The sequence below is a fragment of the Ectopseudomonas khazarica genome (assembly GCF_017915135.1).
Classification (GTDB): domain Bacteria; phylum Pseudomonadota; class Gammaproteobacteria; order Pseudomonadales; family Pseudomonadaceae; genus Aquipseudomonas; species Aquipseudomonas khazarica.
This window is the reverse complement of sequence record NZ_CP068551.1, coordinates 748,057-770,832: the sequence shown is the minus strand read 5'-3', so window position 1 is coordinate 770,832 and position 22,776 is coordinate 748,057. Positions and strand designations below refer to the sequence as shown.

Sequence of the window (22,776 nt, the reverse complement as noted above, 5' to 3'; positions counted from 1 at the left end):
GGGCTCTGGGTTATGCTTGCCGCCCAATCGAACGACCAAGGAATCACCTGATGAAAGCCCAGCTGGAAGAACTGATCGGCAAGATAAGCTCCGGCTGCCTGGCCGAGGACGAGATCGTCCGCATCGCCGACGAGGCCGCGCAGGCCTATGCCGACCCCGCCGCCTTTCTCGCGGCCAACCCGGACATCAACTACGACGACGAATTTCCCATCCCGCTGGGCGAGTGGGTAGTGGTCGGCAGCCTGCCGGAGACCGTGCTGTTCCAGGCCGACAGCTACGAAGAGCTGTTCCAGCGCATCACCGAGTCGTTCGGCCCGCAGGTGCAGTTCGTGCTCAAGGCCAAGCAACTGGCCAAGACCGAGCCGCTCAAGGCGCTCAACCGCATCCAGGTGCAGCTCTCCGCCCTGTCGCCGGAAACCGGTGGCTACGTGCTGGTGGATTTCAGCGAACCGCTGGATGACGAGCTGCAGGCCGTGCTGGTGTACGCCAACGACCTGCCCAGGGTGATGGCGCTGGCCGTGGAGGCAGGCATCTACGCCGCCCCTGCCCTGCAAGCCCTGCAGGCCGCACAGCAGCAGGAATGAACGGCGCACCGCTGCCCGCGCTGACGCCCGAACTGCTGGTCAGCGACCTGCCGGGCAGTCTGGCGTTCTACCTGCAGACGCTGGGTTTCCGCCTGCTCTTCGAACGCCCTGAGGCCGGCTTCGCCGCCATCGCCCTGGGCGAGGCGGCGCTGATGCTGGAGCAGATCGACCCGGATGCGCAGCAGGACGACCCGTGGACGGTAAGGCCGCTCGATCGTCCCCTGGGGCGCGGCATCAACTTGCAGATCAGCGTCAGCGACCTGCAACCGCTGCAGCAGAGGCTGCTGGAACACGGCATCCCCCTGCGCCTGCCCGCAGAAACCCTGAGCTACCGCGTCGACGATCATCGGCTCAGCGTGCGCCAGCTGATGATTCAGGATCCGGACGGCTACCTGCTGCGGTTCAGCCAGGTGCTCGGCACCTCCCCGCTCTAACGCACTCAGCCGTTGGCACCGGGCGCGTCCTGCGCGCCGAGCTTGCTTTCCAGCAGCTGATTGAAGGCCTCGACGGTCAACGGCGGGTAGTAGAAATAACCCTGGACCTCGTCGATGCCCTCGGCCTCCACCAGGGTCAGCTGCGCGGCAGTCTCGACCCCTTCGGCCGTGGTCTGCAGCGACAGCGCGCGGCACAACCCGGCGATGGACGAGAGCAGCGCGCGCCCGCGTGGCGACTGTTCGAGGTCCGAGATGAAACTGCGGTCGATCTTGACCCGGTCCAGCGGCAGGTCCTTGAGGTAGCCGAGGGATGAATAGCCGGTGCCGAAGTCATCGAGCGCGATGCGAAAGCCCGCGTCACGCAACGCCTGCAGGCGCGCCCTGGCGAAGTCGGCATCCGCCAGCAGGATGGACTCGGTGACCTCCAGCTCCAGCGCAGCGGGCGAGGCGCCACTGCGCTGCATGCTCTCGCAGAGTACCGGCAGCAGCGCCTCGTCATGCAACTGCCGCGCGGACAGGTTGATCGCCAGCGTCAGCGGCCAGCCGCGCGCATGCCAGTCATCGAGCAGCGTCGCCGCCTCGCGCACCAGCCAGTGGCCGATCGGGACGATCAGCCCCAGTTCCTCGGCGATGGGAATGAACACATCCGGCTGCACCCGGCCAAAGGCGGCGGTGTCCCAGCGCAGCAGCGCCTCGGCGCCCACGATCTGCCGGCCGTCCATGCCGATCTTCGGCTGCAGGGCCAGACTCAGCTCATGCTGCTCCAGGGCACTGCGCAGCAGGTTGGCGAGCTTGACGCGGTGCAGCAGCTGTTCGCTGAGTTCCGGCCGGTACAGCGCGTACTGATTGCGCCCTTCACGCTTGGCCACGTACATCGCGGCGTCGGCGTGACGCAACAGCTCGCCCGCCTCGTTGCCATGCTCGGGAGCCAGGGCGATGCCGATGCTGGGCGTGGCCGTAAGCACGTGGCCGGCCAGCTCCATCGGTTCGTTGAGCGCCTTGATCAGCTTGTCGGCGACCAGCACCACCTCGTCGTGGCAATGCAGCTCCAGCAGCACGACGAATTCGTCGCCGCCCCAGCGCGCCACCAGATCGCGCTGGCGCAGGGAACGCACCAGGCGCGTGGCGACCTGCTGCAGCAGCGCATCGCCGACGTCGTGGCCGAAGGCATCGTTGACCTGCTTGAAGTCGTCCAGGTCGACGAACAGCAGCGCCAGGCAGCGATCGTCATGCTGATGCTGCAACGCGCGCTGCAGGCGCTCCTGGAACTGCAGACGATTGGGCAGCTGGGTCAGCACGTCGAGACGCGCCAGATGGCGCAGATGATCGGCCGCCCGCCGCCGCTCGCTGATATCGCGCAGCGACAGCACCAGGTGCCGCGCCTGGCGGTCACGGGCGCGCACCAGGGTGCTGCTCAGTTCGACCGGGATGCGCTGGCCATCGCGCCGCTGGCAGATCAGCTCGCCCTGCCAGTGGTCGGTGGCGAACAGGTGGTCCCAGGGGCACTGCTCATCGGCATCGAGCAACAGGCGCTCCAGCTCGAGATCAGGCAGCTCGCCGGCGCCGATGCCGACCAGTTCGAGAAAGGCCGCATTGGCCTGCAGCGCATGCCTGTCACTGGCCAGCACCACGTTGGCATCACGGTTGTTGGCGAAGGCGGCGGCCAGCAGGCGCAGATGCTCCTCGGCCTCATGCTGGCGACTGATGTCCTTGCAGGTGCCGGTGATGCGCCGTGCCAGGCCATCCGCGTCGCGCTCCACGGCGCGGCCCTGGGTGCGAAACCACAGCCAGCCCTGCTCGGGCTCGCGACGCATGCGAAATTCCAGATCGTAATACTCGCAGCGCCCGCAGCGGTGCTCCTCCCAGGCCTGCAGCGCGTTGCCCCGGTCATCCGGGTGCAGGCGGGCGATCCAGTCCGACCAGAGCAGCGCCTCCTCGAGCGCCACGCCCGGCTCGCTGGAGAAGTGGTGCAGGCGCATCAGGTCGTCCTCGGCGTGCCACTCCCAGATCAGCTCGCCGCTGCCCCAGAGCGCCAGCTGCAGCCGGCGCTGGTTCTCCGACGCGGCCAGCGCCTGCTGCAGGTCGACAGTGGTCTGGTACAGCTCCCGCGATTTATCGGTCAGCAGCCGCTCGGCCGTCTTGCGCGCTTGCCGTTCACGGTCCAGACGGCGCTGCCACAGTGCGTCGCTCAAGGTCGGGAAATCTCGAAGCGGGTGATGCTGAGCCCCTCGCGCGCCGGCAGGTCGACGCGCTGAACGCCATTGCGCTCGCCATAGTGCTCGATGCAGCCACGGATGAGCCCCTCGGCCAGATCGGCCAGGCCGCGGCTGGAGCGGTACTCCAGCACCAGGCAGGCCGGGGTGTGGGTCAGCGTTTCGAAAACCGGCAACTGGGCCTGGGGATAGAGCTTGTGCACCTCGCGATGGACGTGGCCGTCGACCTGGCTGAGCAGGTCGAAACTGTCACGGCAGTGCGCGAGCATCTCGGGATACAGCTCGACGAAACGCCGGAACAGGTACTCGCCATAGTCCTGCAGCAGCGCCGGCACGCTATTGCCGGTCAGCCTGGAGAGGGTCGCCAGCAGCGCCTGCATCTCCGCATAGGGGTAGTAGCCCACCGCGGTATAGGCGCCATCGTTGGCGAGCGTCGTCTGCGTCAGCATCTGGTCGGCCAGCTCGGGCGAGAAGCGCTGCTCGACCATCTCCAGAAACTCGGTGAACACCATGCCCAGCATCATCCATCCCCACTGACGTCCATCACCACTAGAGGGTATAGATGACTGCGGCGGATGCAGCCAGCCGAGCGCTTGGCGACGCTGGCCGGCGGGCCCGGGCTGCTTTGCCTAGAAGCCCACCAGCAGCATCCACAGCGGCAGGGACAGCGCCGCCAGCAGGGTGGACAGGGAAATCGCCGCGCTGACGCTGCGACTGTCCTGCGCCGTGCGGGCGAAGGCCATCACGTTGACGCCACTGGGGCATGCCGCGAGCAAGACCAGCACGCTGCGCGCCGTGTCGTTCATGCCGGACAACTGCCCGCTGAACCACCACACCAGTGCGGGAAACAGCAGCAGCTTGACCAGCGCCACGCCCCAGGCCTCGGCGGTCGGGCGCAGGCGATAGCGCGACAGGCTGGCACCGAGCACGATCAGCGCACAGGGCAAGGCAGCCTGGCCCAGCCAGGTGACCGCCCGCCACAGGCTGTCCGGCACGCTCAGGCCGGACAGGTTGAGCAAGGCGCCCAGGGCCAGGCCGATGATCATCGGGTTGGCCAGGTTCTTCAGCAGCGCCCGGGCGTCGACCCGCTCATGGCTGCCGAAGGCCGCGTAGAAACTCTGCAGGGAAAACAGCGTGAGGCTGTGGAAGACCAGGATGGCGAAGACGTAGAGCAGGCCATCGTTGCCCATCAGGCTGGCGATCAGCGGGATCCCCACCAGCACGTTGTTGGAGAACGCGGCGACCAGCCCCAGTGGCGTTGCCGTGCCCCGGCGCCAGTGCGCCAGCAGATTGACCAGGAAGAACACCAGCAACACCGGCACGTAGTAGGCCAGCAGCAATACCGGCGACAGGCCCTGCGCCAGCGGGGCCTTGGCGATGCCGGCGAACAGCAGGGTGGGCATGAACAGCTTGAAGGTGATGTTGGCCAGGCCGGCCGCCGACTCGGCGGTGAGCCACTGGCGCCAGCCCAGCAGGTAGCCGAGAACGATCAGAGCGAAGATCGGCAGAATGGCCTGTGCCGCGAGCATGCTGGAGCTGCCTCCGGAAACGACTGGAGAGGACGGATCGAGCACGACCCGCGAGGGCCGCCAAGCATACGCCTGCGCGACGACCAGTGCGATGCCCTGCGAAACCTGCGCAGCGTCTCCGCGGCGACGCCCGAAAGCACCGAGATAGAGCCCCGCAACCAAGTATTGAGGGTATCGATGATCACTATCAGGCCAGTCAAGTTCTTATCCGCGCCCTGGTCTCCGAGAATTGACTCCGAAGCCACTTATTACTCCCTGCGGAGACATCGACATGAAAACCCAACTGACCCTCGCCGCCCTGGCCCTGAGCCTGATGACCACCAGCGTCTTTGCCGCTTCCAGCAGCGCTCCCTTCCCGCTGGTGGGTGAAGCCAAGGAAAGCCAGGTGCAGCAGCAACCCATCGAGCCCCTGGCCGAGAATGGCGCCGAGCGCACCCCGGGCATGCAACGCCTGCAACTGGCCGAAGACGGCGCCGACCGTACCCCCGGCGCCCAGCGCTTCCAGCTGGCCGAAGGCGGCTACGATCGCACCCCGGGCGGCCAACGTATGCAACTGGCCGAAGGCGGCTCCGATCGCCTGATCGAGCAGCGCGGGCACACCGCCTGAGTGCTCTGGCAACACCCCCAAGCCCGGCGCACGCCGGGCTTTTTTACGCCTGCGGATCGCTCATGGCGGCAGGTGGCAGGCGGTAGATCCAGATGCGTCGCAATACCGTGGCGAACTGCGCCCACAGGCTGCCGCAGTTGTAGTGCTGGCCGTAGCGCACACAGATCAGCCGCACCTCACGGGCTAGCTCGGCGTAGCGCCGCGCCGGCAGGTCCGGAAACAGATGGTGCTCGATCTGATGACTCAGATTGCCGGTGAGGATGTGCAGCAACGGCCCGCCGGAGAGATTGCTCGAGCCACGCAGCTGGCGCAGGTACCAGTGCCCGCGCGTCTCCCCTTCGAGCACCTCGGGCGGGAAGACCGCCGCCTGCTCGGTGAAGTGGCCGCAGAAGATCACCAGGAAGGTCCACAGGTTGCGCAGCAGGTTGGCCAGCAGGTTTCCCGTCAGCACGGCCAGGGCATTGGCACCGAGCAGCAGCGCCAGCAGCGGGAACAGCAGGTAGTCCTTGCCCCATTGCCGCATCAGCTTGGTGCCGAACTGACGCGCCAGTGGGCGCACCTCCTGCACACTGATACGCCCCTTGAGCAGCTTGTCCAGGCGCAGGTGCTGAATCGCCACCGCGTACTGGAAGAGCAACGCCTGGAGGGTCACCCACAGCGGCTGCCAGCGGTAGAAGGGTTTCCAGCGCTGCTCGGGAAACAGGCGCACCACGCCGTAACCGACGTCATCGTCCATGCCCAGCACGTTGGTATAGGTGTGATGCACATGGTTGTGGGTGTGCCGCCAGAAGTCGGCCGGGCCGACGATATCCCACTCGTAGTGACGGCCGGCGAATTCCGGATCGTTCATCCAGTCGTACTGGCCGTGCATCACGTTATGGCCCAGCTCCATGTTCTCGAGGATCTTGCCCAAGCCCAGCAGCAGGGTGCCGAGCAGCCAGGTCGGCGGGAACCAGCCGAGCATCAGCAGCGCGCGACCGCTCCAGCAGCACAGGCGCACGACGCTGCGCACCCGGCGGATGTAGCGGGCGTCGGCTTCGCCCAGGTCGGCCAGGGTTCGCCGGCGCAGGCTGTCCAGCTCCTGGCCGAATGCCTCGAGTTCGGCGAGGCTCAGCTCGCGGTCCTGACGCACGCTCACAGATCGATCTCCACGTCTCCATGCGGGGCGCTGACACACAGACGAATGGGTTGATTGGGTTCGGCGAACAGTTCGCCCGTGCGCAGGTCGCGCACCGTGCCGGCCAGCAGCTGGCAGGTACAACGGGTGCAGATGCCCTGGCGGCAACCATGCTGCGGGCGCAGGCCCGCCGCCTCGGCCTGCTCCAGCAGGCTCCGCGCGGTAAGGCCCTGTGCCTGCACGGCGCTGCGGGCGAAGGTCAGCCACACCTGACGAGCCTCCCCCGGAGCCTGAACCGCCAGCGGACTGAAGCTTTCCGCCTGCACGCTCGCTCCTCGCCCCGCCTCGCGCCACCAGCCACAGGCCTGCTCCACGAACCCACGCGGGCCGCAGACCAGCAGGTGCTCGCCCGGCAGCGCGGCCAGCCGTTCGGCGGCAAGCCGACCACCGGCCTCGGCACTGCAGGCCCAGTACACCCGGAAATTGCCATGCCGCTCGGCCAGTGCCCGCAACTCACCGGCAAAGGCCTGCTGCCCCGGATGACGCACCTGGTGCCACAACGTCAGCGGCGCCTTGAAACCACGGGCAAGGGCATCGCGCAGCAAACCCAGCAACGGCGTGATACCGCTGCCAGCGGCCAGTAGCAGTACGCCCCCCGGCTCGCCCGGCCAGACGAAATCGCCACCGGCCTGGCCCAGTTCGATCACCTCGCCGACCGCCAGGTGATCGAGCACGCGGTTGGACAGGCGCCCGCCCGGCTGACGCTTGATCGCCAGCTCGACCTGCCCGTCGGACGACACCGAGGTCAGGCTGTAGCTGCGCCCGTGGCGCACGCCATCCTGCTCCAGATACAGCTGGACATGCTGACCCGCGCGCCAGCCACGTGCGTTGCCGTTGCAACGCAGGCGCAGCGCCAGCATGTCGTCGGCCACCCAGCGGCGCGCCTCGACCCGAGCGAAAACTCGGTTGAGGCGCAGCACCGGGTGCAGCAGGCGCAGGCCCAGATCGACATCCGCCTCGCGCAGCCAGCCGGACGCACAGAGCCGGCGCAGCGGCTGCAGGCAACGCGCAGCACGCCGGCTCGCGGAGAGGGAAAGCAAAGCCATCGAGGACAATCCAGTGAACACTTGTTCACAAGACTGACAGATGATCCGCAATTCAGTCAACACCTGTTCACTGAATGATACCCCAGCATGGTTCGACGCTGGCGCCGCGCATTTGCTAGAGTGCGCCATCGTTCAACGAACCGACCCGCATGACGCCACGCGCCGAACAGAAGCAGCAGACCCGCCAATCCCTGATGGCCGCCGCACTGACCCTGATGGAGAGCGGGCGTGGCTTCGGCAGCCTGAGCCTGAGGGAAGTCACGCGCGTCGCCGGCATCGTGCCCACCGGCTTCTATCGCCACTTCGCCGACATGGACGAACTGGGCCTGGCGCTGGTGGCGGAAGTCGGGGAAACCTTCCGCGCGGCGATTCGCCAGGTGCGTCGGCATGAGTTCGAGATGCGCGGCATGATCGACGCCTCGGTGCGCATCTTCCTCGCCGAAGTGGCCGCCAACCATGGCCAGTTCCTCTTCCTCGCCCGCGAGCAGTACGGTGGCTCGCAGCCCGTACGCCAGGCGATCAGCGCCCTGCGCGAGCGCATCACCAACGACCTGGCGGCCGACCTCAAGCTGATGAATCGCATGCCGCATCTCGACGATGCCGCACTCGACGTGGTCTCCGACCTGGTGGTCAAGACGGTGTTCGCCACCCTGCCCGAACTGATCGACCCGCCCGCCGAAACCCTGCCGGCGCACCTCAGCGCCGAGGCCAAGATCATTCAGCAGCTGCGCTTCATCATGGTCGGCGGCAAGCACTGGCAGGGCCTGGGCAAGCCCAGCGCATGACGCGCACCAATCAGGTGCGCCAACCAGCAAAACGCACCAAATAGTTCCTGACCATACGGACAAGTTATCCACAGGCCGCAGCAATGCGCCGTCCTGCGGCACTCTGCGGCCTTGGCAAGCCACTTGCACTATTTCCGGGCACATTGCCCCGGAATAGATACCCATGCTGGTGATCCACAGTCGAATCGCGCCACAGGCGAACCCTGATGCCGAACTGGAACTGACCTTCGAGGCCCGCAGCAAGAGCCGCCTGCGCTGCTTCACCACGGCTGGCGAAGAAGTTGGCCTGTTCCTCGAGCGCGGCCAGCCGGCACTGGCGGATGGCGAATGCCTGCAGGCCAGGGATGGGCGCGTGGTGCGCGTGCGCGCCAAGGCCGAACCCCTGCTGCACGTCACCTGCAGCAGCCCGTTCGAACTGATGCGCGCCGCCTACCACCTGGGCAATCGCCATGTCGCCCTGCAGCTGGGCGAAGGCTGGCTGCGCCTGCCCGATGACTACGTGCTCAAGGCCATGCTCGAACAGCTGGGCGCCAGGGTCGAGGCCGTGCAGGCACCTTACCAGCCCGAGCAGGGTGCCTACGGCGGCGGTCACCATCACTCGCATCAGGGTGACGAGGAGTTCAACTACGGCCCGCGCCTGCACCAGTTCGGAGTGCGCACGTGACGCCACACACAGCCGCCGGGACATACCCCGAGGTCCGCTCGTGAAGCCGGCCTGGGCCCTGCTGCGCCTGGCCAGCCCGCAACTGCCGATCGGTGGCTACAGCTATTCGCAAGGGCTGGAATGGGCCATCGACAGCGGCCTGATCGTTGACGCCGACAGCGCCGAACGCTGGCTGGCCGATCAGCTCATGCTCAACCTTGCGCGCTTCGAAGCGCCGCTGCTGCTGGCTCACTGCCGCGCGGCTGAAGCAGCCGACTGGTCGCGCCTGCAGGCACTGGCCGAACAGCACCGTGCCAGCCGCGAAACCCGTGAGCTGGCCCTGGAAAGCCGGCAGATGGGCTATTCGCTGCGGCAACTGCTCGCAGGCCTGCCCGAACTGGACGACGACGCCCGCACCTTGCTCGATACCCAGGACGAGCCCGGCCTGGCCCTGGCCTGGGCACTGGCGGCGCGCGCCTGGCACATCACCCCGGACGATGCCCTGGCCGCCTGGCTCTGGGGCTGGCTGGAAAACCAGCTGGCCGTGCTGATGAAGGTCCTGCCGCTGGGCCAGCAAGCCGCCCAGCGCCTGACCAGCCGCCTGCTGCCACAGCTCGATGGCGCGCAGCAGCAGGCCGCCGATCTTTCCCCCGAACACTGGGGCAGCGCCGCGTTCGGCCTGGCCCTGGCGAGCATGGCGCACGAGCGCCAGTACTCGCGTCTCTTCCGCTCCTGACGAGGATTGCACAGATGAACAGCCAACCCCTGCGTGTCGGTATCGGCGGCCCGGTCGGTTCCGGCAAGACCGCCCTGACCCTGGCCCTGTGCCGCGCCCTGCGCGAGCGCTACAACATCGCCGTGGTCACCAACGACATCTACACCCAGGAAGACGCCCAGTTCCTGGTGCGCAACGAGGCCCTGGAACCCGAGCGCATCATCGGCGTGGAGACCGGCGGCTGCCCCCACACCGCCATTCGCGAGGACGCCTCGATCAACCTGGAAGCCGTCGAGCAGCTCAATCGCCGCTTCCCCGGCCTCGACCTGGTCATCGTCGAGTCCGGTGGCGACAACCTGTCCGCCACCTTCAGCCCGGAACTGTCGGACCTGACCCTGTACGTGATCGACGTGTCCGCCGGCGACAAGTTGCCCCGCAAGGGCGGCCCCGGCATCTGCAAGTCCGACCTGCTGGTGATCAACAAGGTCGACCTGGCCCCCATGGTCGGCGCCTCGCTGGAGGTGATGGAACGCGACACCCTGAAGATGCGCGGTGACAAGCCGTTCGTCTTCAGCAACCAGAAGGTCGGTCAGGGTCTCGACGAGATCATCGCCTTCATCGAACGCCAGGGCATGCTCACGGCGGCCTGATTCCCACCTCAAGGAGAACCTCATGAATCTGCGCAAAACCGTCTACGCCATCGCCCTGTTCTGCACCCCGGCGCTGGCCTTCGCCCACCCGGGCCATGGCGAGTCCGGTCTCATGGCCGGCCTGGCACACCCGGTGTTCGGCCTTGATCACCTGCTGGCGATGTTCGCCGTCGGCCTGTGGGCCGCGCAGCAAAGCGGCGCGGCGCGCTGGCTGCTGCCGCTGACCTTCGTCGGCAGCATGCTGGTCGGTGGCCTGCTGGGCTTCGCCGGGGTGGAGATTCCTCTCATGGAGACCGGAATCGCCGGCTCGGTCCTGGCCTTCGGCCTGCTGGTGGCCGTGGCCGAACGCCTGCCGATGCTCCTGTCCGTTGGTCTGACCGCGGTGTTCGCCCTGACCCATGGCGTCGCCCACGGCCTCGAACTGCCCGACCTGGCCAGCCCTCTCAGCTACGCGACCGGCTTCATCGTCGCTACTGCCGCGCTGCATGCCATCGGCTTCGCCCTGGTGCGCTTCCTGCCGCGTGCGGCGGCTCCGCTGGTACGCATCGCCGGTGGCGCGTCGGCAGCAGCCGGGGTCTGGCTGCTCGCCAGCTGAGGTTCATCCCGAGCAGAAGGGGCGTTCGCGCGGCGAGGCCAACAGGCCCGACGCGGCCATCGCGGTGGCGCGGCGCCCCTTGCCACAACACTTGCCAACACCCCTGCGCTGGGGCACAAAGTCCCGAACCGCTTTCGAGACTTCACCCATGCTGCGTCTCACCCGATTCCTGCTCGCCCCCCTGCTGCTGATCGGCGTCGTCATCCTGCTGCTGGCGCTGACCAGCCACCCGGCGCCCACCCCGCCCGTGCTTGCGGACCTGGGCCAGCGTCCGCTGGTCATCGCCCATCGTGGCGGCAAGGGCCTGTGGCCGGAAAACACCCTGTTCGCCTTCGAGCGAGCCGCTGCACTCGGCGTCGACATGCTGGAGATGGACCTGCAACTGAGCCAGGACGCCAAGCTGGTGGTGATGCATGACGACACGCTGGAGCGCACCACCAATGGCGAAGGCCAGGTCGCGCACTACAGCCTCGCCGAACTGCAGGCCCTGGACGCCGGCTACAACTGGACCGCCGATGGTGGCCAGAGCCATCCTTACCGTGGCCAGGGCACGCGCATCGCCGCGCTGGAAGAGGTATTCGAACGCTTCCCGCTGATCCCCAAGGTGCTCGACATCAAGGTCCCCGACGTCGGCATGGAAGCGGTGCTCTGCGAGATGCTGGCCGCCTACGACCAGCTCGACCGGGTCATCGTCGGCAGCTTTCATGAACGCAGCCTGGCGCGCTTCCGCCAGCTCTGCCCGGAGGTTGCCACGTCCGCCGGCCCGGTCTCGGTGCGCATGCTGCTGGCGCTGAACTGGCTGGGCCTGAGCGACCTGCTGTCGCCCTCCTATGCCGTGCTGCAGATTCCTCCGCAGCACAGTGGTCTCGACCTGGCGACGCCACGCCTGGTGCGCAATGCACAGGCCCGTGGGCTGAACGTTCAGCTGTGGACGATCAACGAGCAGCCCGCCATGCGCCGCCTGCTGCAGATGGGCGTCAACGGCCTGATCACCGATTACCCGGACCGCGCCCTGCAGCTGCTCGGCCGTCCGACACAGCTCGGCGCGCTCCCCGGCGAGTAGCCTGGCGAGAAATTCGACACCCCCGGCAACGCCAGACAGCACGCGGCCCGAGCGACCTCATGAGCAGCTTGTCCACAGCTCCATCAACAGTTTCCGGGGATAATTTTCCAGCTCGCCTGCCGGCAGTGGAAAACACTGGACAATCCGCCGCGACCATGCCGCAGAAAATGCCTGATCAGAAATTCACCAAAGCGCTGCAAGCCCCGAAATATAAGGCCTCAGGCAATGCTTACAGAAGTTATCAACAGCACCACCCACAGCAGCCGTGGACAACCTAGAGCCTGCCACGCCATTCAGCGACAAACTGTCAAGCCCTTGTGTAGAAAGGAAAAACCCCGCTGCTCAGATCTTGTCCGCTACCCTGCAAGCGGCGCCAAATCCGCCTGCCAGGCAAGCACCACCAGCTTTTCCACAGTTATTCCCACAGCCTTGGTGGAAAACTTTATTTTCACCGGGTTGGCATGCCGGCTGCTTGCTGAGCTGGCCTTCGTTCTCCTGCCCGTTAAGGACACCTGATGTTCAGCTTCTTCCTCGCCGCCCTGCTCCTTGGCTTCGTGTTCAATGCCGCCCCGGGCGCCGTCTTCAGCGAGACCTTGCGGCGCGGCCTGCGTGACGGCTACCGACCGGCGCTGCTGGTGCAGATCGGTTCGCTGGTGGGTGACGCCACCTGGGCCGCCCTCGGCCTCACCGGTCTGGCCCTGCTGCTCGACAGCGCCCAGATTCGCTACCCGCTGACGCTGGCCAGCGCGCTGTACCTGGCCTGGCTCGGCTATCAGTCGCTGCGCGACGCCCGCTGTCCGCCGCAACCCAGCGCCGACGACCAGGCGGCTGCCGGCGGCGCCTTTGCTGCAGGGGCCGCGCTGTCGCTGAGCAACCCGCAGAACATCGTGTACTGGGCCGCCATGGGTGGCGCGATGGCGGCCATTGGCGTCGCCCAGCCGACGCCGACGCACCTGGCGGTGTTCTTCAGCGGGTTCATGCTGTCGTCGCTGCTCTGGTGTTTCATCTGCGCCGGCCTGGTGGACTGGTTCCGCCGCGCCGCCTCGCTGCTCTGGCATCGCCTGACCTACGCGGCCTGCGGCGTGATGCTGCTGGGCCTGGCCGGGATGAGTGCGCTGGAACTGGTCTGATCGACTATCGCCGCCATCGAAACAATCTAACGGCGCGTTCGCCGCAACGCGGCTAGCCTGACCAGCATGTCCCTGCGTCAGGAAGCCGCACCATGTCCCTCAACGACCTGTTCAAGCAGTTCCTCGCCAGCTACGCCTGCGCCACCTGCGGCATTGATACGCGCCACTGACACTTGGTCATGACGCGGCGTGCCGCTACCCTTGACGCATTTGCTCAAGGAGTCCGTGCATGTCCCTGCGTAGCGTCTGTGTCTTCTGTGGCGCCAGTCCCGGCGCCAGCCCGATCTACCGCCAGGCAGCCGAAGAGCTTGGCCAGTACCTCGCTCAGCGTGGCATCCGCCTGATCTACGGCGGCGGCGCGGTCGGCCTGATGGGCGTCGTCGCCGATGCCGCCCTGAATGCCGGTGGCGAGGTCATCGGCATCATCCCGCAGAGCCTGGAGCGTGCCGAGATCGGCCACCGTGGCCTGACCTGCCTGGAAGTGGTCGACGGCATGCACGCGCGCAAGGCACGCATGGCCGAGCTGGCGGACGCCTTCATCGCCCTTCCCGGCGGCCTGGGCACGCTGGAGGAACTGTTCGAGGTCTGGACCTGGGGCCAGCTGGGCTATCACTCCAAGCCGCTGGGCCTGCTGGAAGTGAACGGTTTCTACAGCAAGCTCGGTGACTTCCTCGATCACCTCGTCGCCGAGCGCTTCGTGCGTCCGCAACACCGCGAGATGCTGCAGATCGCCAGCAGCCCGCAGAACCTGATCGATGCGCTGGCCGAGTGGCAACCCAGTGCAGCGCCCAAGTGGGTCGATCGCTCACCAAGCTGATTTGTTCACGTCAGGCAGGCGGGTGCGGTGCTAACCTTGGCGCCTTGTCCTTACATGGAAGCCGCAAGATGGCCGGAAGCAGCCTGCTCGCCCTGATCGATGACATCAGTGCCGTACTCGACGATGTCGCCAGCATGACCAAGGTCGCCGCGCGCAAGACCGCCGGCGTGCTGGGCGACGACCTGGCCCTCAATGCCCAGCAGGTCACCGGCGTCAGGGCGGACCGCGAGCTGCCCGTGGTGTGGGCGGTGGCCAAGGGCTCGCTGCTGAACAAGGCGATCCTGGTGCCGGCCGCGCTGCTGATCAGTGCAGTGGCGCCCTGGCTGGTGGTGCCGCTGCTGATGTTCGGCGGCCTGTTCCTCTGCTACGAAGGCGCGGAAAAACTGCTGCACAAGCTGCTGCACCGTCACGAGGACGACGGCAAGCAGGCGCGCCTGGAGGCCCTGGCCGATCCCGACATCGACCTGGTGGCCTTCGAGCGCGACAAGATCCGTGGTGCGGTGCGCACGGACTTCATCCTCTCCGCGGAGATCATCGCCATCACCCTGGGCACCGTGGCCAGCGCCAGCTTCGTCAATCAGCTGGCGGTGCTCAGCACCATCGCCCTGGTGATCACCCTTGGCGTCTACGGCCTGGTGGCCGGCATCGTCAAGCTGGACGACGCCGGGCTCTACCTCAGCCAACGCAGCAGCGCCTTCGCCCAGAGCCTGGGCCGCGGCCTCCTGGCCCTGGCGCCCTGGCTGATGAAGACACTCTCGGTCGTCGGTACGGCGGCGATGTTCATGGTCGGTGGCGGCATCCTCAGTCACGGCCTGCCCCCGGTCGAAGCCGCCCTGCATCACGCCGCCGAGTGGGCCGCGCAGGATGTCGGCCTGCTCTCTGCACTGCTGCCGACCCTGTTCAATGCTCTGCTGGGCATCGTCGCCGGTCTGCTCAGCGTCCCGCTGGTGGGCCTCGGCGCCCGCCTGTGGCGCGCGCTGCGTCCCTCGACGGCCGCCTGAGCCGCTCATTTTCCAGCCAGCCGACAGCCGCTCAGGGCAGCCGCTGTCGGCGCTGACTTTCCCCAAGCTTATCCACAGCTTGCTCCACACCTTCCGTGGATAAGCCCGGCGCCCCGCCCGGCACCTCGCGCGCAGCCCTGCATCGATAACTCAAGCAGTTAATTTTCAAGGTTTTTTGCTTGATTCCCGAGCTGCCGCGAACGCCTGAACAAAAGCTGACCAGGGGCTCGAAAACGGCCAGCGACGCGCCCTGGAACGAGCCATGCAGACCTTGCCCACACAGTTATCCACAGATTCTCGGGATAACGCCGCCGTGGCGTTCGGTCGCAGTCACAGGACGTCGCCGCTGTGCGAATCTTTTAGGACCTGACCGATTTATCAGAATCTGGAGGCTTCAAGATGTTGCGTAACGTTGCTCTGATGGCACTGCTCGGCCTGGCCAGCACACCGCTGTTCGCTGCCGAGTGCTCGGTGGATGTCGAATCGACCGACCAGATGACCTACAATACCCAGGTCATCTCCATCAGCAAGAGCTGCAAGACCTTCACCGTCAACCTCAAGCACACCGGCAGCCTGCCCAAGACCGCCATGGGCCACAACCTGGTGCTGAGCAAGACCGCCGACATGCCCGGCATCGCCACCGACGGCATTGGCGCCGGCCCCGACGCCGCCTACGTCAAGGCCGGTGACGAGCGCGTGATCGCCCACACCGGCCTGATCGGCGGCGGCGAAAGCACCTCGGTGACCTTCGATGTGAGCAAGCTGGCCGCTGGCGAGGATTACAGCTTCTTCTGCTCCTTCCCGGGTCACTACGCGCTGATGAAAGGCAGCGTGAAGCTGGTCGACTGATACCTCGACCTCTCAGCCCAGCGGCAGCACCGTCACCTGCACTTCAGGGTCGTGGTTGCCGCCCCCCAGGATGACCCCGCGCAACGGCGACACATCGGAGAAGTCCCGGCCCCAGGCCAGGGTGATGTGCTCCAGCGCCGGACGCACGTTGTTGGTCGGATCGAAATCCACCCAGCCCTGACGCGGGCAGTACAACGACACCCAGGCATGCGAGGCGTCGGCCCCGATCAGACGTGGCTGACCGGGCGGCGGCTGGGTCAGCAGGTAGCCACTGACGTAACGCGCTGCCAGCCCCCGCGAGCGCAGGCAGGCGAGCATCAGGTGGGCGAAGTCCTGGCAGACCCCGCGTTTTTCCTCGAGCACCTGCAGCAGCGGCGTCGCCACCTGGGTCGCGCCCGCGTCGAAACTGAACTCCTCGAAGATCTTCTGCATCAGCGCCTGGCCCGCTTGCAGCAGCGGCCTGCCCGGCGTGAAGCAGTCATCGGCATAGTCGGCGAATACCTGCTTGAGCCGCACGTAGGGCGACTCGAAGCGATAGCGCGCGGCCTCCAGCAGGTCCGGCGCCAGCCGCGTACCGGCATAGCTGAGCGCCGCGCAGGCGGCCTCCCAGGGCGGTGAATCGTCGAGATCGAGGGGCGGCCGCGCCAGCACTTCGATACGCAGGCGCGCACTGACGCTGAGCGCCTCGTGCGGGCGCTCGAACACCAGGCGGGTCAGCGGATTGCCGAACACGTCCAGGCCATCGCGGCGCTGGCAGGGTTGCGGATCGACGCGCAGCGCCTGCTCATGGCTGCGCTGCCAGGGGCACTGGCGCGGCCACAGGTGGGCCAGCTGTTGGGCCAGGGAAACCGGCGCCGAGTAACGGTAGTGGGTGTCGTGTAGCACCTGATACAGCGCACTGCTCATGAGGATTGCGTCCGCTGGCTGACATCGACGTGGGCGAAGAAGCGCAGCCCGAGGTGATCCGATACCGTCCCGGCCGCTTCGCTGATGGCCACCAGCAGGTCGGCCAGGCCCTCGAGCACCGCGCGGGTACTGCCGGGGCCGAACAGCGGATTCTCCAGGCTGGCCAGGCTGAAGGCGCTCAGCTGCTGCTCCAGGTAGGTCAGATAGCGCTCGGCCGGCAGCTCGAAGCGCTCGTCCAGGCGCGCCAGCGAGGCCAGCAGGGTGCGCAGCTGGAACAGCACCGCATGCGGATTCTGCTCGTCGAGCAGGAGCAGGTCGAGCACCGGGATCAGCTGCGCCGACGCCAGGTAGCGGGTGCGATAGGTGATGCTGCTGTTGCCCAGTTCCAGCAGCCACTCCAGCGCCGACTGGTCGGTAGCCGCGCCGCTGCGCAGGAAACCGGCGAAGCTGTCGCAGAGAAACTGCAGGCGTTCGATGTAGCGGCCGAGCATGAGAAAGCGCCAGCCGTCGTCACGGGTCATGTCATCCAGGGCGAAGCCGGACAACGCCGCCAGGGACATCAGCAGGCGATTGAGAAAGTCCAGCAACTCGCCGAAATCGGCAGGCTGGGCCTCGAGCAACTGAGCCTCCCCCTGCAATTCCACCAGCGCCTGCCAGTTGGCCTGGGACAGCTTGCCGCGCACGCTGCCCGCCGCCCATTGCAGGCGCTGCAGGTTGGCGCGCAGGCTGGCCGGCCAGTCGCTGCCAAGCAGGGCCTGCAACAGGCGCGGCTCCAGCGCGCCCTCCTCGGCCGCTGCCAGCAGGCCCAGTTCCTCGGCCAGCGCCAGCGCGCTCTGCAGGGCCTGCGGGTCGTCGTCGTCGTCGACATAGCGCGCCAGCATGATGCGCAGCAGGCGGGCGCTGTCCTCGCAGCGCTCGGCATAACGGCCGAACCAGTACAGGTTCTCCACCACCCGCGAGGGCAGGAAGGGGTCACTGCGCACCAGGTCGGCGGTGCCCAGGGTGCGCTGCGTCTGCCACGGCTCGCCACCGCTCTGCCGCGTACCGAGCACCCAGGTGTCCTTGCTGGCCCCGCCGCGCTGCATCGACACCACCTCGGCGTCGGCCTCAGCAGCCACACGCGTCAGGCCGCCGGGCATCACCCGGTAACCGTCGGCGCTGGCCACGGCGTACACACGCATGCCAATGGCGCGCGGCTGCAGGCCAGTGCCATCCCATACCGGCGCCTGCGACAGCTTGGCCCGCGCCTGCGCCACGTAGGCGTAGGGGCGCAGCTTGAGTCGCGCCGCCAGCTTGGCGCGCTGCGCCTCGTTCAGGTCGCGGCCGAACACCGGGGTGAAGCTCTGCGAGGGGAACGCCGGACGCACCAGCAGTTCATCGAGCTTTTCCAGCGCCTCCTCCAGCACCGGCGGCTCGCCGCACCACCAGCTGGCGATGGATGGCAGCAGCAACTCCTCGCCCAGCAGATGCTCGCTGATCGCCGGCAGGAAGCCGGGCAGGCCAGGTGACTCCAGCACGCCGCTGCCGAGGGCATTGGCCACCAGCACGCGGCCACGGCGCACCGCTTCGAGCAGGCCCGGCACGCCGAGGGCGGAATCGGTGCGCAGTTCCAGCGGGTCGCAGTAATCGTCGTCGAGGCGGCGCAGCACCGCGTGCACGCGGCGCAGGCCTGCCAGGGTCTTGAGATAGAGCGTGGCATCCCGCACGGTCAGGTCGCTGCCTTCGACCAGCGGATAGCCCAGCTGGCGCGCCAGGTACAGGTGCTCGAAATAGCTTTCGTTGAAACGCCCCGGCGTCAGCAGCACCACCAGCGGGGTCTCGCCGCCGCTCGGCGCCTGGCGGGCCAGGGTGTCCTGCAGGGTCCGGAAGAAACCGGCCAGGTACTGCACGCGCAGGTCACGGTACAACTCGGGAAAGGCCCGCGAGACGATCTGCCGGTTCTCCAGCGCGTAGCCGGCACCGGAGGGCGCCTGGGTGCGATCGGCGGTCACCCACCAGCGGCCGTCCGGCGCACGGGCCAGGTCCACCGCGTACAGGTGCAGCCAGGTGCCCCCCGGCGCCTGCACGCCCTGACAGGGCCAGAGAAAGTTGTTGTGACCGAACACCAGCTCCGTCGGCAGCAGGCCTTCGGCAATCAGCTTCTGCGGCCCGTAGAGATCGGCCACGACGCGATTGAGCAGGGTCGCGCGCTGGGCCACGCCGGCGGCGATCTGCTGCCACTCGTCGGCCGGGATCAGGTTCGGCAGCAGGTCCAGCTCCCAGGGCCGGTCGGCCCCGTCGGGATCGGCGTAGACGTTGTAGGTGACGCCGTTCTCCTGAATCTGCCGGGCCAGCATGGCCTCGCGCTGGGCCAGTTGCTCCGGGCGGCTGCGCTCGAGTTGCTCGAACAGGCGGCGCCAGTGCGGGCGCACCTTGCCCTTGGCGTCGAGCAGTTCGTGGTAACCCCCGGCAGGAGGCGGATAATCGGCTAGCAGGTCGGGCATGGCAGGCTCGGCAGTGACAAGGCAGCGTGACGCAAATTGACGGCTGCATCCGTGACAGAGGCGCTTCAGCAGCGACGGTTCGCGGCCAAGGCCCCTGCCACAGACGGGATGGGCGTCAGACGCGACGCAGATCCAGGGTCATCGGTAGTTCATTATTGTCCATCGGTTGCAGCACGGGACGCTTGCCCGGGCTGTGGCCGAGGCGGAAGAAGCGCGCCAGACGCCGGCTTTCCGCCTCGTAGGCGTTGACCGGCAGGCTGTCGTAGTTGCGCCCGCCCGGATGCGCCACATGGTACTGGCAACCGCCCAGCGAGCGCTGCATCCAGGTGTCGATCAGGTCGAACACCAGCGGGGCATGCACGCCGATGGTCGGTTGCAGGCAACTGGCCGGCTGCCAGGCCCGGAAACGCACGCCGCCGACGAACTCACCGACCTTGCCGGTGGGCCGCAGCGGCACCGGCACGCCGTTGCAGGTCAGCAGGTAACGGTCCGGCGCCATGCCGGCGAGCTTCACCTGCATGCGTTCCAGTGACGAGTCGACGTAACGCACCGTACCGCCGATGGCGCCCTCCTCGCCCAGCACATGCCAGGGCTCCAGCGCCTGACGCAGCTCCAGGTCGATGCCCTTGACGGCGAAATCGCCGGCCTTGGGAAAGCGGAACTCCAGGTGCGGGGCGAACCATTCGCTGCGCAGTCGATAGCCGAAGCTGCCCAGCTCCTGCAGCACGTCGGCGAAATCCTGCTCGACGAAATGCGGCAGCAGGAAGCGGTCATGCAGCTCGGTCCCCCAGCGCACCAGCTTGGCCGGGCGATAGGGCTCCTGCCAGAAGCGTGCGATCAGCGCGCGCAGCAGCAACTGCTGGGCCAGGCTCATCTGCGCATGTGGCGGCATCTCGAAGGCACGCAGTTCGAGCAGGCCGAGTCGCCCGCTGGCGGAGTCCGGCGAGTACAGCTTGTCGATGCAGAATTCGGCGCGGTGGGTGTTGCCGGTCACGTCCACCAGCAGGTTGCGCAACAACCGGTCGACCAGCCACGGCGGAGCATCGCGCCCCGGCTCGGGCATCTGCGCGAAGGCGATCTCCAGTTCGTACAGGGCATCGTTGCGCGCCTCGTCCACCCGTGGCGCCTGCGAGGTCGGGCCGATGAACAGGCCGCTGAACAGGTAGGACAGCGACGGGTGGTTGTGCCAGTAGCTGATCAGGCTGCGCAGCAGGTCGGGACGCCGCAGGAACGGCGAGTCGCCCGGCGTCGCCCCGCCGAGGACGAAGTGGTTGCCGCCGCCGGTGCCGGTGTGACGGCCATCGATCATGAACTTCTCGCTGGACAGCCGCGACTGCCGCGCCGCCTCGTAGAGAAACTCGCAGCGCTCCACCAGCTCGTCCCAGCTGGCCGCCGGATGGATGTTTACCTCGATCACCCCCGGATCGGGGGTCACGCGGAAGTACTGCAGGCGCGGATCAAGCGGCGGCTCGTAGCCTTCCAGCAGCACCGGGCAATCGAGCTCGGCCGCCACCGCCTCGATGGCCGCGACCAACTCCAGGTAGTCCTCGAGATGGCTCAGCGGCGGCATGAACAGATACAGCCGCCCCTCACGCGGCTCGGCGCACAGTGCCGTGCGCACGATGCCGGCGGCCGACTGACCGCTGGCCGGGCGCGCACTCTGCGGGCCACTGCCAGCAGCGACACTGGCGCCACGCCAGACCCCGCGCAACTGGCGCTGGATCTGCGCCGCGGCGGGCAGCGGCGGCTGCGCCTGGCTCGGGTCGACCGGGTTGATGTAGGGGTAATCGGCCTGGCTGACCCAGGGCAGCGAGTCCAGCGGCAGGCGGTAGCCCAGCGGCGAGTCGCCCGGCAGCAGGCGGCAGTGCTCGTCGCGCAGGAACCAGCGCCCGCTCTGCCAGCCCTCGCCGACCACCTGGCGCGCCAGTGGCAGGACATGGCCGACCACCGCGTCGAGCCCCTGGTCGAACACCTTGCGCAGGCGCTCGCGCTCCAGCGGATCGCTCAGGCGCGGATCGTCCGGCGTGACGTTGTCCGGCAGCTTGCGCTCGCGCCACAGGTAGTAGAACCAGTCCTCGAAGGCCGGAAAGACGTTGTCGGCCTCCACCTGCAGGTGGGCGGCCAGGCTGGCCAGGAAGCGCTCGGCGGTCTCGGCCGTGGCGCCATAGCCGCGCTTCTCGTCAGCCAGCAGCCTGGGGTCGTGCCACAGGGGCTGGCCATCGCGGCGCCAGAAGCAGTTCAGCGACCAGCGCGGCAGCTGCTCGCCGGGGTACCACTTGCCCTGGCCGAAATGCACCAGTGCATTGGCCGCATAGTGGTCACGCAGGCGGTAGAACAGGTCGGCAGCCAGACGCCGCTTGTTCGGGCCCAGCGCAGCGGTGTTCCACTCGTCGTCGTCCGGGTAGTCGAGCGCGACGAAGGTCGGCTCGCCGCCCATGGTCAGGCGCACGTCATGCGCCTGCAGGTCATCGTCGATCTGCCGCCCCAGCGCCTGGATCGCCTGCCACTGCGCCTCGCTGTAGGGCTTGGTGACGCGTGGCGCCTCCCACACCCGTTCGACGCTCATCAGGTGCTCGAACTCCACCTCGCACTCGTCCAGCCCGCCGCTGATCGGCGCCGCCGACGACGGTTCCGGGCTGCAGGCCAGCGGAATGTGCCCCTCGCCCGCGAACAGGCCACTGGTGGGATCGAGACCGATCCAGCCGGCGCCGGGCAGGTAGACCTCGCACCAGGCGTGCAGGTCGGTGAAGTCCTGGTCGGTGCCGGAAGGACCATCGAGGGATTTGACGTCGGCCGTGAGCTGGATCAGGTAACCGGACACGAAGCGCGCCGCCAGGCCGAGGTGGCGCAGCAACTGCACCAGCAGCCAGGCCGAGTCACGGCACGAGCCGGCGGCCAGCTGCAACGACTCTTCCGGCGTCTGCACGCCCGGTTCCATGCGGATCAGGTAGCGGATGTCGGCGGACAGCCGCTGGTTCAGCTCGACCAGGAAATCGACGCTGGGTGTCGGGCTGCGCTCGATCCCGGCCAGGTACCTGGCGAACAGCGGCGTGGCCGGCAGCTTGACCAGATAGGGCGCCAGCTCGCGCTGCTCGCCCTCGGTGTAGGCGAAGGGAATGCGCTCGGCGTAGGGCTCGAGAAAGAAGTCGAAGGGGTTGAACACCGCCATCTCGGCGACCAGGTCCACCTCGACCTTGAATTCACGGGTCTTCTCGGGGAAGACCAGGCGCGCCAGGTAGTTGCCCTGCGGGTCCTGCTGCCAGTTGACGAAGTGCTCGCCCGGCTCGACCTTCAGCGCATAGGAGAGGATGCGCGTACGGCTGTGCGGCGCCGGGCGCAGACGCACCACCTGCGGACCAAGGTTCACCGCACGGTCGTAGCGGTAGTGGGTGACGTGATGCAGCGCGACATGAATCGACACGGCGGCCTCCTGCTAGCCTGGACGATGAGCTGTGCAGCGCAAGACTTATGCCACAGACCGTGCGTCGCTGCCCACCGCGTCTGCCGCCGAATGCGCGCACCACAACGGAGCCTGGCACGCACCTGCCC

22 protein-coding genes are annotated in these 22,776 nt (G+C 67.5%); 14 read left to right on the top strand and 8 right to left on the bottom strand.

Going from position 1 to position 22,776, the window contains the following annotated elements; all coding sequences use genetic code 11:
* Nucleotides 1-50 precede the first annotated feature (50 nt).
* A complete protein-coding gene (locus JLK41_RS03485; RefSeq protein WP_175254096.1) occupies nt 51-584 on the top strand; it encodes a hypothetical protein in 534 nt (177 codons plus the stop codon).
* The gene (locus JLK41_RS03480; RefSeq protein ID WP_210390354.1) at nt 581-1,018 is read left to right on the top strand and encodes a bleomycin resistance protein; all 438 of its coding nucleotides are present in this window, start codon (nt 581-583) and stop codon (nt 1,016-1,018) included. Before JLK41_RS03485 ends, JLK41_RS03480 begins: the two co-directional genes overlap by 4 nt.
* A 5-nt stretch (nt 1,019-1,023) precedes the next feature.
* Here JLK41_RS03480 and JLK41_RS03475 read toward each other — a convergent pair whose 3' ends face one another.
* The 3 genes from JLK41_RS03475 to JLK41_RS03465 form a co-directional block, all read right to left on the bottom strand.
* On the bottom strand, nt 1,024-3,210 hold the full coding sequence (locus JLK41_RS03475) for a putative bifunctional diguanylate cyclase/phosphodiesterase (RefSeq protein ID WP_210390352.1): 2,187 nt from the start codon (nt 3,208-3,210) through the stop codon (nt 1,024-1,026).
* Nucleotides 3,207-3,752 carry a heme NO-binding domain-containing protein gene (locus JLK41_RS03470; RefSeq protein WP_150607929.1) on the bottom strand — a complete coding sequence of 182 codons (546 nt, stop codon included), beginning with the start codon at nt 3,750-3,752 and terminating at the stop codon, nt 3,207-3,209. Before JLK41_RS03470 ends, JLK41_RS03475 begins: the two co-directional genes overlap by 4 nt.
* A gap of 108 nt (nt 3,753-3,860) precedes the next feature.
* Nucleotides 3,861-4,760, bottom strand: coding sequence for an AEC family transporter (locus tag JLK41_RS03465; protein ID WP_210390350.1), 900 nt, complete (start codon nt 4,758-4,760; stop codon nt 3,861-3,863).
* A 271-nt stretch (nt 4,761-5,031) separates the two neighbouring features.
* On the opposite strand from JLK41_RS03465, the gene JLK41_RS03460 reads away from it, so the two are divergent.
* Nucleotides 5,032-5,367: a hypothetical protein gene (locus JLK41_RS03460; protein ID WP_210390348.1), complete on the top strand. Its 336-nt coding sequence runs from the start codon at nt 5,032-5,034 to the stop codon at nt 5,365-5,367.
* Nucleotides 5,368-5,410: 43 nt separating this feature from the next.
* On the opposite strand, the gene JLK41_RS03455 is transcribed toward JLK41_RS03460, so the two are convergent.
* The gene (locus JLK41_RS03455; RefSeq protein WP_210390346.1) at nt 5,411-6,544 is read right to left on the bottom strand and encodes a fatty acid desaturase family protein; all 1,134 of its coding nucleotides are present in this window, start codon (nt 6,542-6,544) and stop codon (nt 5,411-5,413) included.
* The gene (locus tag JLK41_RS03450) at nt 6,502-7,590 is read right to left on the bottom strand and encodes a ferredoxin reductase (protein WP_210390345.1); all 1,089 of its coding nucleotides are present in this window, start codon (nt 7,588-7,590) and stop codon (nt 6,502-6,504) included. Before JLK41_RS03450 ends, JLK41_RS03455 begins: the two co-directional genes overlap by 43 nt.
* Before the next feature lie 149 nt (nt 7,591-7,739).
* Between JLK41_RS03450 and JLK41_RS03445 the strand changes: the two genes are divergently transcribed.
* The 11 genes from JLK41_RS03445 to azu all read left to right on the top strand — a co-directional run bounded on the left by JLK41_RS03445 (nt 7,740) and on the right by azu (nt 15,838).
* Nucleotides 7,740-8,375, top strand: a complete 636-nt coding sequence (locus JLK41_RS03445) for a TetR family transcriptional regulator (protein ID WP_037052479.1) — start codon at nt 7,740-7,742, stop codon at nt 8,373-8,375.
* A gap of 163 nt (nt 8,376-8,538) precedes the next feature.
* Entirely contained in the window at nt 8,539-9,039 is a 501-nt protein-coding gene (gene ureE, locus JLK41_RS03440; protein ID WP_037052475.1) for an urease accessory protein UreE, read from the top strand.
* A gap of 40 nt (nt 9,040-9,079) precedes the next feature.
* Nucleotides 9,080-9,754 (top strand): urease accessory protein UreF, encoded by a 675-nt coding sequence (locus JLK41_RS03435; RefSeq protein WP_210390343.1) that lies wholly within the window; start codon nt 9,080-9,082, stop codon nt 9,752-9,754.
* A gap of 14 nt (nt 9,755-9,768) precedes the next feature.
* On the top strand, nt 9,769-10,383 hold the full coding sequence (ureG, locus tag JLK41_RS03430) for an urease accessory protein UreG (protein WP_037052472.1): 615 nt from the start codon (nt 9,769-9,771) through the stop codon (nt 10,381-10,383).
* A gap of 22 nt (nt 10,384-10,405) precedes the next feature.
* Nucleotides 10,406-10,978 carry a HupE/UreJ family protein gene (locus JLK41_RS03425; protein ID WP_210390341.1) on the top strand — a complete coding sequence of 191 codons (573 nt, stop codon included), beginning with the start codon at nt 10,406-10,408 and terminating at the stop codon, nt 10,976-10,978.
* A gap of 148 nt (nt 10,979-11,126) precedes the next feature.
* Nucleotides 11,127-12,041 (top strand): glycerophosphodiester phosphodiesterase family protein, encoded by a 915-nt coding sequence (locus tag JLK41_RS03420; protein WP_037052467.1) that lies wholly within the window; start codon nt 11,127-11,129, stop codon nt 12,039-12,041.
* Nucleotides 12,042-12,100: 59 nt separating this feature from the next.
* The gene (locus JLK41_RS03415; protein WP_134676012.1) at nt 12,101-12,319 is read left to right on the top strand and encodes a hypothetical protein; all 219 of its coding nucleotides are present in this window, start codon (nt 12,101-12,103) and stop codon (nt 12,317-12,319) included.
* A 237-nt stretch (nt 12,320-12,556) separates the two neighbouring features.
* Nucleotides 12,557-13,171 (top strand): LysE family transporter, encoded by a 615-nt coding sequence (locus JLK41_RS03410; protein WP_037052456.1) that lies wholly within the window; start codon nt 12,557-12,559, stop codon nt 13,169-13,171.
* A 229-nt stretch (nt 13,172-13,400) separates the two neighbouring features.
* Nucleotides 13,401-13,988, top strand: coding sequence for a cytokinin riboside 5'-monophosphate phosphoribohydrolase (locus JLK41_RS03405; protein WP_037052454.1), 588 nt, complete (start codon nt 13,401-13,403; stop codon nt 13,986-13,988).
* Nucleotides 13,989-14,056: 68 nt separating this feature from the next.
* The gene (locus JLK41_RS03400) at nt 14,057-14,989 is read left to right on the top strand and encodes a DUF808 domain-containing protein (protein WP_037052450.1); all 933 of its coding nucleotides are present in this window, start codon (nt 14,057-14,059) and stop codon (nt 14,987-14,989) included.
* Between the two features lie 399 nt (nt 14,990-15,388).
* Nucleotides 15,389-15,838, top strand: a complete 450-nt coding sequence (gene azu / locus JLK41_RS03395; RefSeq protein ID WP_210390339.1) for an azurin — start codon at nt 15,389-15,391, stop codon at nt 15,836-15,838.
* Between the two features lie 12 nt (nt 15,839-15,850).
* Here azu and JLK41_RS03390 read toward each other — a convergent pair whose 3' ends face one another.
* The 3 genes from JLK41_RS03390 to JLK41_RS03380 all read right to left on the bottom strand — a co-directional run bounded on the left by JLK41_RS03390 (nt 15,851) and on the right by JLK41_RS03380 (nt 22,648).
* On the bottom strand, nt 15,851-16,744 hold the full coding sequence (locus JLK41_RS03390; RefSeq protein WP_210390338.1) for a transglutaminase family protein: 894 nt from the start codon (nt 16,742-16,744) through the stop codon (nt 15,851-15,853).
* The gene (locus JLK41_RS03385; protein ID WP_134676014.1) at nt 16,741-19,227 is read right to left on the bottom strand and encodes a circularly permuted type 2 ATP-grasp protein; all 2,487 of its coding nucleotides are present in this window, start codon (nt 19,225-19,227) and stop codon (nt 16,741-16,743) included. Before JLK41_RS03385 ends, JLK41_RS03390 begins: the two co-directional genes overlap by 4 nt.
* Nucleotides 19,228-19,342: 115 nt before the next feature.
* The gene (locus tag JLK41_RS03380) at nt 19,343-22,648 is read right to left on the bottom strand and encodes a transglutaminase family protein (RefSeq protein ID WP_175254087.1); all 3,306 of its coding nucleotides are present in this window, start codon (nt 22,646-22,648) and stop codon (nt 19,343-19,345) included.
* Nucleotides 22,649-22,776: the final 128 nt, after the last annotated feature.

Excerpts from the sequence above, each read along its gene's own strand:
- JLK41_RS03385 (WP_134676014.1), bottom strand. The coding sequence starts at position 19,227 with ATGCCCGACCTGCTAGCCGATTATCCGCCTCCTGCCGGGGGTTACCAC.
- JLK41_RS03470 (WP_150607929.1), bottom strand. The coding sequence starts at position 3,752 with ATGCTGGGCATGGTGTTCACCGAGTTTCTGGAGATGGTCGAGCAGCGC.
- JLK41_RS03390 (WP_210390338.1), bottom strand. The coding sequence starts at position 16,744 with ATGAGCAGTGCGCTGTATCAGGTGCTACACGACACCCACTACCGTTAC.
- JLK41_RS03425 (WP_210390341.1), top strand. The coding sequence starts at position 10,406 with ATGAATCTGCGCAAAACCGTCTACGCCATCGCCCTGTTCTGCACCCCG.
- JLK41_RS03400 (WP_037052450.1), top strand. The coding sequence starts at position 14,057 with ATGGCCGGAAGCAGCCTGCTCGCCCTGATCGATGACATCAGTGCCGTA.
- JLK41_RS03465 (WP_210390350.1), bottom strand. The coding sequence starts at position 4,760 with ATGCTCGCGGCACAGGCCATTCTGCCGATCTTCGCTCTGATCGTTCTC.
- JLK41_RS03420 (WP_037052467.1), top strand. The coding sequence starts at position 11,127 with ATGCTGCGTCTCACCCGATTCCTGCTCGCCCCCCTGCTGCTGATCGGC.
- JLK41_RS03445 (WP_037052479.1), top strand. The coding sequence starts at position 7,740 with ATGACGCCACGCGCCGAACAGAAGCAGCAGACCCGCCAATCCCTGATG.
- ureE (WP_037052475.1), top strand. The coding sequence starts at position 8,539 with ATGCTGGTGATCCACAGTCGAATCGCGCCACAGGCGAACCCTGATGCC.
- azu (WP_210390339.1), top strand. The coding sequence starts at position 15,389 with ATGTTGCGTAACGTTGCTCTGATGGCACTGCTCGGCCTGGCCAGCACA.
- JLK41_RS03405 (WP_037052454.1), top strand. The coding sequence starts at position 13,401 with ATGTCCCTGCGTAGCGTCTGTGTCTTCTGTGGCGCCAGTCCCGGCGCC.
- JLK41_RS03485 (WP_175254096.1), top strand. The coding sequence starts at position 51 with ATGAAAGCCCAGCTGGAAGAACTGATCGGCAAGATAAGCTCCGGCTGC.
- JLK41_RS03480 (WP_210390354.1), top strand. The coding sequence starts at position 581 with ATGAACGGCGCACCGCTGCCCGCGCTGACGCCCGAACTGCTGGTCAGC.
- JLK41_RS03410 (WP_037052456.1), top strand. The coding sequence starts at position 12,557 with ATGTTCAGCTTCTTCCTCGCCGCCCTGCTCCTTGGCTTCGTGTTCAAT.
- JLK41_RS03450 (WP_210390345.1), bottom strand. The coding sequence starts at position 7,590 with ATGGCTTTGCTTTCCCTCTCCGCGAGCCGGCGTGCTGCGCGTTGCCTG.
- JLK41_RS03460 (WP_210390348.1), top strand. The coding sequence starts at position 5,032 with ATGAAAACCCAACTGACCCTCGCCGCCCTGGCCCTGAGCCTGATGACC.
- JLK41_RS03415 (WP_134676012.1), top strand. The coding sequence starts at position 12,101 with ATGAGCAGCTTGTCCACAGCTCCATCAACAGTTTCCGGGGATAATTTT.
- ureG (WP_037052472.1), top strand. The coding sequence starts at position 9,769 with ATGAACAGCCAACCCCTGCGTGTCGGTATCGGCGGCCCGGTCGGTTCC.